Genomic DNA, 14,537 nt, shown 5'->3' on the forward strand with positions numbered 1-14,537 from the left:
CGATCGTCATCATCATCGTCATCACGGTTACGACCACGGCCTCGACCATTTGAGCGGCCACGATCGTTATCATCATCGTCATCACGGCTGCGACCACGGCCTCGACCATTTGAGTGGCCACGATCGTCATCATCGTCGTCATCACGGCTGCGACCACGGCCACGACCGCTGGAACGACCACGATCGTCATCATCATCGTCATCACGGTTACGACCACGGCCTCGACCATTTGAGCGTCCACGATCGTCATCATCATCGTCGTCATCACGGTTGCGACCACGTCCACGACCACTTGAGCGACCACGATCGTCATCATCATCGTCGTCATCACGACTGCGGCCACGACCTCGACTGCTGGAACGACCGCGATCGTCATCATCATCGTCGTCATCACGGCTGCGGCCACGACCTCGACCGCTGGAATGACCGCGATCGTCATCGTCGTCATCACGGTTACGACCACGGCCACGACCACTTGAGCGACCGCGATCGTCATCATCGTCATCATAGCTGCTGCTGCGTCCTGAATGACTACGGCTACCAGCTTCACGGGCTTCTTCTGAGGTAAATTCATGTGCATTACCGCTTCGATGAGCCGCACGTCCTGCTTCTCTGGCTTCTTCAGAGCTAAATTCGTGAGCATTTCCACTGGCATGGGCAGCTCGACCGCCTTGACTTGCTATTTCTCGTTGTCTTTCGGAGTCCATACTTGCAAATCCGCGATTTGAAGTATCTGTATCATTATCATTATCTTGAGTTGCCATGTTTTCCTTCCTTTAAATTATTTTTTTCAGCAAAGGTTAATTTGCCTGTACTAAGGTAGGAGCTAAAAGTTAAATACAGAAGGGATATTATGTGACTGAATTTAAAAATAGTAATACCAGTTTTTATTTTTATTATTAGAAAATGAAGAGTTAGTTGTTAATCTGTATTTTTTAATTAGAGAGAACGACAATTCAATCTCATTGTTTTACGCATAAAAAATATAGAGAGAAGAAAAATAGGAGTTGTGTATATATTCTGAGATGTCTAACTATATATTTAAATTTACTAGGTTAAGTCTGTTAATTATTTTATTAAAATAATAAGCTCAGTTATAAATTTAAATAATTAATAAAATAGAAATAATAATATAAGAGATAATAAATAATTTTTTAGAAGGTGGATAATTTGATCTGCTTCAATAGTTCAATATCTTTCTGTTTCACTCGAGATAAATTGAAAGCCATCTGTTGATAAGAGTTTTTTATCAACTCTTTGATTGGAGAGGCATCGAGATTTGGCTCTTCCAATCTTATAATTTAATGTTTTTTATTCATATGCTAACCGGTGCGGATATAAGGGTAAATATCTCGTAGTATTTTTCTATATTCAATTTTCAGCTTAACTGTATACATCACTGCTCTCACTGAACGATTGGGTACAACTGACCTCATGGAGAGAGTGTGATTTTCAGATGCTATTGGGTGCAAGGTCATAAGCTTTGAATAATTTAAAGAAAAGCTGTGGATAATTTAAATATTATCCACAGCTTAGTGGAAAGTTGTGAATAAATTAAGATGAACAACTCACCATGACTTCTGGGACATCACTTGGTAAAGGGCCTAAATCTTCAGGCTGTTCGAGTTCTGATTGCTTGGTAAATGGCTGGCCAAGTAACTTGAACAGGCGATCTACTTCTGAGAAGTCATCTGCTTCAGCAAGCTCGATGGCTTTCTGGGCCATATGATTACGCAAAATATAATGTGGATTGGCTTTAGTCATTTGCGTATCCAGCTCAGTGGTATCTTGAAACTCGCGAATAGTTTTATACTGGCTCAAGAAACTTTCAAAAGCACGACGGTCTAAGCAATCATCCTTAATGACGTCATACTCTTTATTCTGCAAACGGATAAAGCCTTGCGTGTAGTCCAATTGCTCAGATTGCAAGATACGCAGGAACGCCATGGCACAATCAAAACTGTCTTTGTGAAAACCTGGCAAGCCCATTTTTTGATTTAGACCGAGTTTATAGTGCTCCAGAAAAGTCGGCTCGTAATGCTCTAAACAAGCTGCTAAATCCTGCTTCCATTGTTCCCTGTCATAGTCAGTAGGGCAAAGTGGTACAAGATTATTCAGCCATTGCCATAAATTCCAGTGGGCAATACTTGGTTGCTGTTGATAGGTATAACGCCCTTGATAATCCGAGTGGTTATTGATCCAGTTCGGGCGGAAACGCTCCATAAATCCATAAGGACCAAAGTCCAGTGTAGAACCGGTGATATTCAGGTTGTCGGTATTCATGACGCCATGAGCAAAGCCGACCAGTTGCCACTTCGCAATCATCACAGCCGTACGTTGAATGACTTTTGTTGCAAATGCCAGAATCGGCTGCTCTGCTTCAAGACATTCTGGATAATGCCACTCAATACATTTTTGGGCAAATTCACTTAAAAGATCAGGTTGATACTGATTAATCCATTCAAAATGACCAAAACGAATATGACACTCGGAAGTCCGTAGCATCATCGCGCCAGGTTCAAGTTTTTCACGCTGAATCCCTTGAGCAGAGGAGGTAAAACCAACAGCATTACTGGAAGCAATACCTAAACAGTTTAGGGCATGGCCTGCAAGATATTCACGAATAACTGAACGTAATACAGCACGACCATCGCCCATGCGGGAATATGGTGTAGATCCAGCACCTTTTAAATGTAGGTCAATAGTCTGATTATTTTTATCTAGAATTTGTGCAATCAATAGACCGCGTCCATCACCGAGCTGTCCCGCCCATTGGCCGAACTGATGCCCGGCATATACCATTGCGAGGGGTTCAAATTCAGCAAAAGTTTTCTGACCACTACAAATTTCCATCCATTCAGCTTTGTCCTGTTCCGACCACTGCAGCTGATCAGCCAAAGCCTCATTGAAATGACCTGCTTTAGGTCCTTTTAATGGAACCGGTTGTTGATGATGATAGAGGCGGGAAGAGAGCGTGTTATAACGGGCATTAAAGTGCATAGCAATCAGATTTAACGTATGTTTAGTTCACTATAACAAAGAATGATAACGAAAACTGTTGATCATTTTTGACCAGCTATAAATAAAAAATGCCCCGAATTCGGAGCATTTGTACAGGATCTAAATTATTCAGATACTGGCGTTTTTTTCAGGTTACGAACCAGTAAATTCAGAGTTTCACGGTGATGAGACAGGCGTTGCTCCACCAGCTGGAATTCCATCTTCAACTTGTCATCCATCTGATGGATTCTTTCAGCAACTGCTGCCTTTTTCACTTGAATTTCTTTTTCTTTTAGCTTAGCCCAGTCATTCAGGGTTTGTGTGAAAGCATCATATTCAAGAGCAATCTTGCTTTTGACATTGGCAATGTCTTCATTAACATCATGACCATACACGGCAAGATCTTGCTCGGCATATTTAAACTTCATTGCCAGCTCAGCTTTCTTGATGTTAAAGCTTGGAATACGGCGTAGGTTTTTTGCCAGACCCAGTTTAGAGCAGGTCCAGATCAACCATTTTGTTGGATCATACTGCCACCATTTCACCCCATTACGGTAATCGTACTGGAAAATGTGATGGTAATTATGATAACCCTCACCCCAGGTGGCAATTGCTAACCAGAAGTTATCACGTGCTGTATTTTCATCGGTATATGGACGTGAACCCCACATGTGACACAATGAGTTAATGAAGAAAGTCACGTGATGGCTCAGAATCAGACGAACTAGACCACCGAGTAACAATACACCCCAGACATCGCCTACTGCCCAGCCAATAGGAAGCAGAATCGCAGCATGCACAGCAATCACCAGCGGTACATAGTACTTGTGCTGGAACATTACGACTTTGTCATTCTGCAGGTCAGGTGCATTTTTGTAGTTCGGTTCTGCTGCCGGATAATCACGAAGCATCCAGCCCAGGTGCGCATACCAGAAACCATTGTTGATCGAGTATGGATCTTTTTCGACATCATCGACATGGCGGTGATGGGTACGGTGACCTGAGCCCCAGTATAAAATACTATTTTGTACAGCAAATGTACCCATGATCATCAAAATGATTTTTAGTGGTAAAGTCGCTTCATAAGCACGATGTGCCCAAAGACGATGGTAACCCGCTGTAATACCAAGACTACTAACGCCAAGTAAAACAAACATACTGATCCAGGCAGCAAGACTGAAATCATGGTGATACGCATACAACGGGATCGCAATGACAGCTACGATTGGCAATGCAACCAAAGCAAATACAGCGACCCAGTTAATTGGGGCTTGAGGTAGGGGAGCATTCATCTCCAACAGCACTCCTGGAACCTAGGAAGAAGATGTCTCTGAACCTAGGAAGGTATATCTAAAAGGCCAAATCCTCTAAGCTTTATAGGGGATTGAACTTATGCATATTAACATGGGCAATAGGGTGGCACTAGCTTTATTGCACAGGTGTATTGTACTTATGAGTAACAGAATAATTAAAACGAAATGTGACATTTTTAAGCTGTGATAAGGTGCAGTTTTTAACCACCAAAATTAAGAATTTGACCCGTTACGAAGCAGAAAATTTCTATTTAGTTCAGGCGTGTATCAGTATTAGTCATATAAATATAAGGTCGAAATAAATCGTTCTAAAAGTGTATCATCAGTCATGACCATCAGGTCCGTACTTTCATGGAAGCTCTTCATAATGAGTACACTGTTAATAAGATTAGATACAGATGTATAGCAATATGTTTACTCAGCTTTTCACTATCTGACAATTAAAAGAAAACCTCTTAAATCTAAGAGGTGGAGAAAACAAAAAATTTATTATCTTTAGAGTTGTTGCAGCATAAGTTTAGGATAATCAGTGATTAAACCTTGTACACCTAAATCACGTAATTCTTTGGCACGCTCAATATCGTTGACTGTCCATACACTGATATTCAGTTGGGCAGTTTGAGTTGCCTTAATCATTTCTTTGTTGGCCAATTCATTCATCCAGCCAATCTGACAACAACCCAGTTCAAGTGCCTGATCAATGGCTTTATGTTTTACATCAGTTTCAATCAATAAACCACGCTTAAACTGTGATTTTTGTTGTTGCAGTGCAGCATGAATTTTGGCATCAAAACTGGTGATAATAGCTGAATGTTCAAAGCCCTGGAGTTGTTGCTGTAATTCCAGGGTGATTTGTTCCGCGGCAGCTTCGGAAGCCACTTCTTTGATTTCGACTTCGATATGATCAAAGTTCTGAATGACATTTAAAGTCTGATTTAAAAGAGGAGTTGGTTCAACCTGATTCCATTCAGACCATTGTACGGCATGATTATATGGAGACAGTTCTTCACGGTTGCATTCATAGAGATGCTTTTGCTGGCCTGTGGTACGTACAAAATCATCATCATGCATAATAATCAAGACATTGTCTTTAAGTTGACGTACGTCAAACTCAACCGCGCGAATCCCGATTTCCTGAATATATTGAAATCCACCGAGGGTGTTTTCTGGTGCTTCCCCACGCGCACCACGATGGCCGATTATACGCATGTTGCGATAACCTGAAAAAATAAAGATAAATACATGATGTCGAATAATTATGACGGAACAATGACGATATTCTGCGCCATTGGAACTTTATTGCAAAGATCGTCGACGCAGATTTTTCTGTGGAGTTTAATAAGTTTTAGCGGTTTTATTGATCAATAGTTTCATTGATATTTTTCTGCCATAGTACTTCAGAACCACCTTCAGCACGTTGTAAGGTACGTGAAGCTACAAATAACCAGTCTGATAGGCGGTTAAGTAGTTGAAGTGAGGTTGCCTGAATATTCTGGTCACGACTATGTACAGACATGACACTGCGCTCAGCTCGACGGCAAACAGCGCGTGCCTGATGGGCATAGCTACAAGACAATGAACCTGCTGGCAAAATAAAGTCTTTCAGCATTGGTAAGGCTTCATTCATGCGGTCAATATCATTTTCTAAAAAATCAATAGATACCGGTTGAACCAAGTTAAAACCGGGAATACAGACCTCACCACCCAAATCAAACAACCAGTGCTGGATCAGGCTAAGTGATTTGTCCCAAGTCGCTTTATCTTCAATTGGACTTATGCTGATCTGGGAGCGTAATACACCAATGGTTGCGTTGAGTTCATCAACATCACCCAAAGCGGTGATACGTAAATCATCCTTGGCAACGCGTGAACCATCACCGAGACCTGTAGTTCCTGAATCGCCGGTACGGGTATAGATTTTACTTAAACGGTGGCCCATGTAATTTCCTTAAAATTTTGATATCTCAATTTAAAAAGGATAATGCCACAGGCATGACATTATCCTCAAAAGTATTTGTTCAAGCTGGATGAAATTAGTATTTGAAAGTTACACCGGCAGAGGCAAGGCGGCCGCCGTTGATGTAGTAACTGCCGCTACCATAAGCTGTACGATATTTGCTATCACCCACATTTTGAATATTAGCAAATAACTTCACAGCTTCATTAACGTTGTAATAACCATGCATATCAATATTGAAATGACCTGGAATACGGACATTATCGTATGCGCTATTATCAGAAGATGAGTTAGCAGTCAGGGTAGTAGAAAAACCAAAAGTTGGTTCCTGCCAACCAGTCGTAAATGCTGCTTTTTGACGAGGGCGACGGCTCAAATCTTCATTTGTGGAATCATCTTGGGCCCGTACATAATTGTATGTTGCATTCGCATAAAGATGTTCGCCAGCCCATTTCAGGTAAACTTCAGTACCCTCAAATGTCGCCTTGTCCAAGTTTTTAAATTTATAACCCGTTGCACCAGTCGCATCAATTAAATGATCTACTTGATTTCGATATAGGGAAATACCACTACTAAACCCATAAGTAAGTTTTTGATCTAAACCGATTTCATAAGAAATACTTTCTTCCGGTTTTAAATCCGGATTGCCAGATGAACTATATAGCTCATTCAATGTGGGTGAACGGAAAGCTGTACCGATATTTGTATAAATACTAGTTAGTGGCAGAATCTGATAGCGAACAGCAGCCTGTCCTATTGTATGAGTACCATATTGTTCATGATCTTCAATACGAAGGCCAACCTGTGTGTTTAAGCCAGAATGATTGTATTGGTGTTGAATGTAATAACCTTGAGAATCTACGTCGGTATCATATTTTTTGCCATATGATAAAACGTCACCTTTAATATTCTGGAAAGTGGAACCAAGTAAAATATTTTGGTGAGGGGTGATTTGCCATTTACCGTATAGTTCAGCTTCCTGAGTTTTACTTAATACATAATCAAGTTCGCCAAGGTAATTAGGATCATTTTGATACAGATCATCTTTGAACTGAGATAATCGTGCATTTAGTTCAATAGAAGGCTGGACTTGAATATGACCTTTCAGGTTAATAATTTCATTTTTGAAATCCTGATCGGTCAAAGCACCAAAATTATCATATTGGCTGTTGCCTTCATTTTGGCTGTAGTCTAAAGACAGACCGTAAGCATCTTTATCTACACCAATTTTGGCACTATAGCCTTTTTGTTCGAAAGCAGCTTTAGGGTTATTTTTAATTTCTTTAACTGCTGTTCCATCTGTTTCTAAGCGTTGACCACGGATTTGGGCATAAAGTCCGTCTTCGGCCAGATCAGCGCCTACCAATGATTTATAAGTTTTATTTTCGCCGATTTCTCCAGTAACAAATGCACTTGTTTTTTCAGGCGTTTTCGAAATGAGTTGTATCACACCACCAATAGCATCTGTTCCATAAAGTACAGATGCTGGGCCTTTGAGAATTTCAATTTGCTTGATATCGGTCGTATCAAGGAAAGGAATACTTGCAGCACCTGTAGTTGCGGTATTTAAGCGGACACCATCCCGTAGAACTAGCGTTTGAGTCGAGTTTGTACCCCGAAGAAAAATTGAGGATTGCTGTCCCAAGTCACCTAATTGGACAATATTTGCTGAAGCTTCTGATTTTAAAAGCTCAGGAAATGAGGCTATAGGAGATTGCTCAAGGACTTGTGGCTCAATAATCGAAATTCGCGCTGGCACATTTTCAATTTTTTCCTCAGAACGTGTAGCCGTAACGACAATCGTATCTAAAGCCATTTTCGCTACTCTTTGCTCTGCAGCATAAACAGAAGATGCGAAACCCAACGCAAGTGCGATCGAACCCGCTAAAGCAGCAGGCTGAAATTGAATAGTCATGATATGTGCTCCATACATTCACTCCCCGTGAATGATTGAGTTAAAGAACACAACAAGCAGGTATCCGGACTTAAATGTGCAGGGCCGTTGCCATGCTGCCAATCCACCTTCCCACATCTCTATATCATTATATGCAGTGGTGTAAACCTGAGGTTTAAACTGATTGACGTTTCATTTTTTACCGTTGCGGGGGCAGTGCTGGATTTACACCAGCTTCCCTAAAGCAGAAAGCTTTGACTTGTTGCAAGTTGAGCGCAGTATAAGTCGAGCATGTCATTTAAACAATCTGAATAAATAAATATCAGATCGAACTTTACGCAAGCTATAAAAATTGCTTTACAATGATTTGCTCAATTTTATAGATCGGCTATGACATTGAGGAAATTTTCGAGCCAAATCAATATGCGAACCCGTGCCAAAATTTGTGGAATTACCCGAGTTGAAGATGTACATGCTGTAGTCAATGCAGGCTGTGATGCGATTGGATTTGTATTTTATCCGCCGAGTCCGCGTAGTGTGACTTTAGCGCAGGCTGAAATACTGATTCAGACAGTTCCTGCCTATGTACAGGCAGTGGGATTATTCGTAAATAGCAGTGCCGATGAAATTCAGACTATTTTAAAAACTGTGCCGCTGGATATCCTGCAATTTCATGGTGATGAAACACCAGAGCAGTGTCAGTCGATTGCCAGACAGGTTGGACGCCGTTGGTACAAAGCCATTCAGGTCAAACCCGGTCTGGATGTAGTAGCTGAAATTCAAAAATATCAGGATGCAGGCGCAAGTGCAGTATTGTTAGACGCATGGCATCCAGATTTAAAAGGTGGAACTGGGCATAGTTTTGACTGGACCACTTTCCCTAAACTCAATATTCCTTTGATCTTGGCAGGGGGATTAAATCCTGACAATATCGAACAGGCAATTCTCACCACACATGCGTATGCGGTGGATGTGAGCGGCGGTGTCGAGTCCGCAAAAGGTATTAAAGACCAACAACTCATCGAACGCTTTATGCAAGGAGTCCTACGTGGATCAGCAAAATAATGTGATTGACTATACCCAATTCCCTGATGCAAAAGGGCATTTCGGTATTCATGGCGGGCGTTTTGTGTCAGAAACTCTTATGGCAGCTCTGGAAGACTTGGAGAAGCTGTATTTCCGTATGAAAAATGACGAACAGTTTTTGGCAGAATTCGACCGTGACCTCGCTTACTACGTAGGTCGTCCAAGTCCGCTTTATCATGCTGAACGATGGTCGAAAGAGTTGGGTGGTGCGCAAATTTACTTGAAACGTGAAGACTTGAACCATACAGGTTCGCATAAAGTAAATAACACGATTGGTCAGGCGCTGCTGGCAAAACTGTCTGGTAAAAAACGTATTATTGCGGAAACTGGTGCAGGTCAGCATGGCGTTGCAACAGCAACCATCGCAGCACGTTTGGGTCTTGAATGTGTTGTATATATGGGCGCAGATGATGTAAAACGTCAGGCCATGAACGTGTATCGTATGCGTTTGTTGGGTGCAAAAGTTGTTGCAGTAGAAAGTGGCTCTAAAACTTTGAAAGATGCCATGAACGAAGCAATGCGCGATTGGGTGACAAATGTTGATACTACATATTATGCAATCGGGACGGTAGCAGGCCCACACCCGTATCCGCAACTGGTTCGTGATTTCCAATCGATTATTGGTCGTGAAGCACGCCGTCAGATTCTGGAACAGGCGGGTCGTCTTCCGGATGCTCTGGTTGCTTGTGTCGGTGGCGGTTCAAATGCGATGGGTTTGTTCTATCCATTCCTGAATGATCAAGATGTGAAAATGTATGGCGTTGAAGCAGCAGGTCATGGTATCGAAAGTGGTAAGCATTCTGCACCATTGAATGCTGGTCATGTCGGTGTGCTACACGGTAACCGTACTTATCTGATGTCTGACGAACAAGGTCAGATTATCGAAACGCATTCGATTTCTGCGGGTCTGGATTATCCGGGTGTTGGACCGGAACACAGCTTCCTGAAAGATATGGATCGCGTGAAATACGTACCGATCAATGATGAAGAAGCATTACAAGGTTTCCGTGATCTTACCAAGATCGAAGGTATTATTCCTGCGCTAGAAAGCTCACATGCGATGGCATACGTAACCAAACTTGCTCCAACGATGTCTAAAGACCAGATCATCATTGCCACTGTTTCAGGTCGTGGTGATAAAGACTTGATGACCGTTGCAGGTATTGATGGCGTGGAAATGGTTGAGATGTAAATAATCTCCCTAACCCTTTTTACGAAAGAGGAGGGTGGGGAGGATTTAAAAATCGTATTCAAGCAATTGAGTGCGATTTTTTATTTTTAAAAAGATGGAATATTTTCCAGAAATTTGAATCGTGAATCAGCGACATGGATGTCCCCCGTATTTCTGTGAGACAGGAAAGTAGCATCAGAAATACAAAATAGTTTTGTTACTTTTGCCAAAACAAAAGTAAGGATTTACTAAAGAATCAATATGCAGACTTATAATGAAAATGGGTGTGTGAGAAACATGCTTCAAAAACTTTTCTTCAGGTAGATATTATTCTGGAAAAGCCCAAAGTAACCAAAGGCTTTTTAATCAGCAGACATTACATCCTGATAATGCTGCTCAATAACCGACATCCATGTCGCAAAAAATGTCTCTTATACAGATAACTAAAATTTTGGATCCTCCGAAAAAGAATAAGATTCAAATGAAATCAAATTCTTGCTAGTAATTTGGCGATAAACGGTAGAAAAATTTCCTTATCAAGACTAAGGAATTAGCATAATATTGAACACGGCTGTATAAACTCTCCGACTTAGATGGAATGCCTTATATGGATTTAATTCAGGCAAATGGACAACCCCGTTACGGACGTTTCAAAGAAATTCCCAAAAGTATTGATTACAACGCTTACCAGTACAAAACTCCTTATGGCCAGATTGTTGCCGGCTGGCGTAAGCATCTTAAATACAAAAAATTCAAATTCTGTAGCATTCAGCATGAACACTACAGTATTGGCGTGGCGATCGCTGATATTGCCTGGGCAGGGCATGGTTTCTTCTATATCTATGATCATCAGACCAATGAAGTGCGGGAATGGAATGCGATCAATTTTCTGTCACGTCACACTGTTTTAGATGAACAGCCGCTGTTTAATCATAGTTATTTTCATAAATCTCCATACCAGATTGAAATTCAGCATGCCAATGGTGTGCGTTATATCACTGTGACCAAATATGGAGATATAAAGCTGAGTGCCCGGATTTTCTGTGCCGGAACAGATCCACTCAGTATGTGTAGTCCAACAGGTATTAATGGCTGGACTTATACCCAGAAATTAACGACTTTGGGCTGTGAAGGACATTTTGTTAACAAACAAGGGCAGACCATCCAGTTTAATGAACGTACCTTTGCTTCACTGGATGATACCTGTGGTTTTCTGCGTCCCGAAACAGCATGGTTCTGGTTATCCTGTAATTTCTGGGATACTAGGCAGAACCGGATTGGAATTAATCTTGCATCAGGCGTGAATGAAAGCTTTGGCAATGAAAACTGTTTATGGGTCAACGGCAAGATTTATGCCTTGACCGACGTGCTGTTTCAGCAGGAGTCAGAAAATCAGTGGAGTATACACTCACTGGATGAGAAGCTAAATTTGCGTGTGACTACGGGCTGGCGCCGTTATGAAAATCTGAATCTGCGTCTGGTCGGTAGCCAGTTTAGCCAATGGCAGGCACGAGTATCCGGGACCATTCAGCAGGATGATCAGGAATATGTATTGCTAGATGAATATGCTTTGCTCGAACAGCACTATGCCAAATGGTAATCATCAGCAAGAAAAAAGCCTTTAGTTAAAGGCTTTTTTCTTTTATTTTTTAGTCTTTAGCTGCTCGCCAGAATGCTTCACCCGCCTGAATTGGATCATCGGTTTCACTCAGTGTTTTTACCCAGACATCGTATTGAGCAATCACGGGATGCTGGCTAGGATGGAAATCCTTTTTAAACCAGTCACGATACTGTTTGCCCATACGGGTCAGCTTGCCTTTTCTGCCAAAGAACCATGGCAGGCCGCGAATATTCATCTGCAGACGTTGGCGTGGCGTAAAGCCGTCATGCTTTAACATCACATTGGCCCGATAAATGGTAAAGCCGATCATCAATATACTGGTCCATGCTAAGGTGAACTTTCGTAGATTTTCTGGTACATCACCCACTTGTTTCATCACATCAAAAGCAACATCACGGTGTTCCATTTCCTCGATTGCATGCCAGGCAAATAGAGCTCGCACATAAGGATGCGCTTCTTTCAAGGTGTCTTTATAAGCATAGAAGGTTTCGGCCATCAGCGCAGTCATATGCTCAGCCGCAGCGGTCATGGCAATGTTGTATTGAGGTGGGCGTTTTTCCAGTTCGAATTTAAAAATTCTGTTTAAACGCTGAATGAACTGATCTACTGGCATACCTTGCTGTTTCATGATCTGGTTCATCTTTTCATGCGCAATACCGTGTTGTGCTTCCTGACGAATAAAGTCTGCTACACGTTTTTGCAGGTCAGGATCGGTAATTTTGTCGCGGAACAGGCGTACGCTTTGAATGAAGTAGCGTTCACCATCCGGGAAAGTCAGGCTCAAGGCGTCAAACATACGGGTTAGGAAAGGATCACCGCCAAACCAGAAGCGAGGAATTTCATCAAGTTTAAAGTCAAGATTGGTGCGAACCACCGGCTGTACAGTTGTTTTTAATGGTGCATTCATCTTTTGTCATTCTTGTTGATGTCGATGCTGACAGTATGTCGACCATTACACAAATTGTTTTGACAGTTATTGCCAATTTTTATACATTTTACGCCAAATGAAAATAAAACTTGTCAAATTGCTGCACTCATAGAGAATTACACATGCAGGACATAAGAATATCAAATGGTTATATTCAACTGTGGGCTACGCATCTGCGCAGTCTGAATATAGAACCCCTGCAGGCTGATTTTCTTGAAGATCTAAATACTCCACTGCGCCATTTAATTGACCAGCCTTTTGATACTGAAGTTCCTCTTGAGTTATTAAACACCGTTATTGAAAGGACCCAAACGTATCTGCATTGCCCGCAATTAATTTTTGAAATTGTCCAGTCTATTCGTCCGGAGCATTTTGGGGTATTGGGTTATATGGCCTCGAAAAGTAGCAGTATTTCCGAGATGATCGGTTATATCATGCGTTTTCAACGGCTAGTAGTGGATGGTAGTGAGTTTGTCCCTCTGCAGATAAAACAGCATGAACAAAGTATTGAACTGTACTGGGATTTTCTGCATGAGAAATATCAGTTGCTGAATGAATTAACGATTGCAGCGATGGTGCAACTGGGTCGTTATATTTTACAGGATCATCCGCTGGTATTACGTTGTGTTCGGTTAGCTCATGCACCGTTGATGGCGCAACGGCATTATCAGAAATTTTTTGGCGTGGACGTGCGTTTTTCTCAGGCCTATTATAGTTTTGAGCTGGACTTACAAGACTTACAATTCAAGTCAGAACAGGCTGATCCGATGCTGTTACAGCTGCTCGTCCGCCAGGCTGAAGAAGCCATTGCTACCAGGTCTTCAAATGAATCAATATTACAGCAGGCACGAAAAATTATTGCTGATCAGCTACGTACTGAATATCGAGCAATTAAAATTGAGCAACTGGCACAGCAGTTATGGATGTCATCACGCAGTTTGCAGCGTTATTTAAGCGAGCAGGGCAGTTCCTTTAAAAGGTTGCTGGAACAGGAGCGAATGAAACGCTGTGAGATGTTATTACAGCAGGGACTTAGCCTGAATGAAATTGCTCAGCAGCTGGATTATTCTGATCAATCTGCATTGGCGCGTGCCTATAAGGCAGCAACAGGACAAACACTTTTACAGGCACGAAAACTCTTCAAAACAAAGGAAGAAAAATAGAAATAAAAAAGCGACCCATAAGGATCGCTGATTTTTACTTTTACTGCTTAAGCATTTGCTTTGAGTCGGGGAAACCTAAACGCAATTGCCAGTACTGCAAAGATCGCCAGAATCCAGCAATAATAAACGCCACCAATCAATTCTACCGGAGACAGCTTGGCAATCGAACAGGCCAGCAATAGCTGTGCGCCGTAAGGAATCAGACCTTGAACTACGCAAGAGAAAATATCCATCAAGGCAGCAGATCGTTTTGGATCAACGCCATATTCTTTTGCTACTTCACGTGCCATATCACCAGACAAGATGATCGCCACGGTATTATTGGCCACAAACAGGTTCGAGAAAATTACCAGAAAACTGATACCAATTTCACCGGCACGTTGACGGCCAACTTTAAATAAACG

The 14,537-nt window shown here is 41.8% G+C and carries 11 protein-coding genes, 1 pseudogene and 1 riboswitch; of the genes and pseudogenes, 4 read left to right on the plus strand and 8 right to left on the minus strand.

Annotation, left to right across the window (positions count from 1 at the left end):
• The 6 genes from B3D47_RS01785 to B3D47_RS01810 form a co-directional block, all read right to left on the minus strand.
• The coding region (locus tag B3D47_RS01785) for a KGG domain-containing protein (protein WP_286859631.1) at window positions 1-764 on the minus strand (764 nt) is incomplete at its 3' end.
• Between the two features lie 790 nt (window positions 765-1,554).
• Window positions 1,555-3,000 carry a protein adenylyltransferase SelO gene (locus tag B3D47_RS01790; protein WP_004816105.1) on the minus strand — a complete coding sequence of 482 codons (1,446 nt, stop codon included), beginning with the start codon at window positions 2,998-3,000 and terminating at the stop codon, window positions 1,555-1,557.
• 125 nt (window positions 3,001-3,125) lie between these two features.
• A complete protein-coding gene (locus B3D47_RS01795; RefSeq protein ID WP_004816108.1) occupies window positions 3,126-4,292 on the minus strand; it encodes an acyl-CoA desaturase in 1,167 nt (388 codons plus the stop codon).
• A 516-nt stretch (window positions 4,293-4,808) separates the two neighbouring features.
• The gene (locus B3D47_RS01800; protein WP_004816109.1) at window positions 4,809-5,522 is read right to left on the minus strand and encodes a glycerophosphodiester phosphodiesterase; all 714 of its coding nucleotides are present in this window, start codon (window positions 5,520-5,522) and stop codon (window positions 4,809-4,811) included.
• A 145-nt stretch (window positions 5,523-5,667) separates the two neighbouring features.
• Window positions 5,668-6,252, minus strand: coding sequence for a cob(I)yrinic acid a,c-diamide adenosyltransferase (locus tag B3D47_RS01805; RefSeq protein ID WP_004816112.1), 585 nt, complete (start codon window positions 6,250-6,252; stop codon window positions 5,668-5,670).
• A gap of 94 nt (window positions 6,253-6,346) precedes the next feature.
• Window positions 6,347-8,185 (minus strand): TonB-dependent receptor plug domain-containing protein, encoded by a 1,839-nt coding sequence (locus B3D47_RS01810; protein ID WP_286859632.1) that lies wholly within the window; start codon window positions 8,183-8,185, stop codon window positions 6,347-6,349.
• Window positions 8,186-8,223: 38 nt separating this feature from the next.
• A riboswitch (cobalamin riboswitch) is annotated at window positions 8,224-8,442 on the minus strand.
• 145 nt (window positions 8,443-8,587) lie between these two features.
• Between B3D47_RS01810 and B3D47_RS01815 the strand changes: the two genes are divergently transcribed.
• The 3 genes from B3D47_RS01815 to B3D47_RS01825 all read left to right on the plus strand — a co-directional run bounded on the left by B3D47_RS01815 (window position 8,588) and on the right by B3D47_RS01825 (window position 12,021).
• Entirely contained in the window at window positions 8,588-9,229 is a 642-nt protein-coding gene (locus B3D47_RS01815) for a phosphoribosylanthranilate isomerase (protein ID WP_004816116.1), read from the plus strand.
• Entirely contained in the window at window positions 9,213-10,442 is a 1,230-nt protein-coding gene (trpB, locus tag B3D47_RS01820; protein ID WP_004816119.1) for a tryptophan synthase subunit beta, read from the plus strand. The genes B3D47_RS01815 and trpB overlap by 17 nt, the downstream gene beginning before the upstream one ends.
• 586 nt (window positions 10,443-11,028) lie before the next feature.
• On the plus strand, window positions 11,029-12,021 hold the full coding sequence (locus B3D47_RS01825) for a DUF2804 domain-containing protein (RefSeq protein WP_004816121.1): 993 nt from the start codon (window positions 11,029-11,031) through the stop codon (window positions 12,019-12,021).
• A gap of 49 nt (window positions 12,022-12,070) precedes the next feature.
• On the opposite strand, the gene B3D47_RS01830 is transcribed toward B3D47_RS01825, so the two are convergent.
• Window positions 12,071-12,949: a metal-dependent hydrolase gene (locus B3D47_RS01830; RefSeq protein WP_004816124.1), complete on the minus strand. Its 879-nt coding sequence runs from the start codon at window positions 12,947-12,949 to the stop codon at window positions 12,071-12,073.
• A 143-nt stretch (window positions 12,950-13,092) separates the two neighbouring features.
• Here B3D47_RS01830 and B3D47_RS01835 point away from each other — a divergent pair, with 143 nt between their 5' ends.
• Window positions 13,093-14,133: a helix-turn-helix domain-containing protein gene (locus tag B3D47_RS01835; RefSeq protein ID WP_004816127.1), complete on the plus strand. Its 1,041-nt coding sequence runs from the start codon at window positions 13,093-13,095 to the stop codon at window positions 14,131-14,133.
• A gap of 47 nt (window positions 14,134-14,180) precedes the next feature.
• Here the strand turns inward: B3D47_RS01835 and B3D47_RS01840 are convergent.
• A pseudogene (locus B3D47_RS01840) lies at window positions 14,181-14,537 on the minus strand (Na+/H+ antiporter NhaC family protein); the annotation flags it as partial.

It is taken from the genome of Acinetobacter sp. UBA3461, from assembly GCF_002381195.1.
GTDB classification, from domain to species: Bacteria; Pseudomonadota; Gammaproteobacteria; order Pseudomonadales; family Moraxellaceae; genus Acinetobacter; species Acinetobacter schindleri.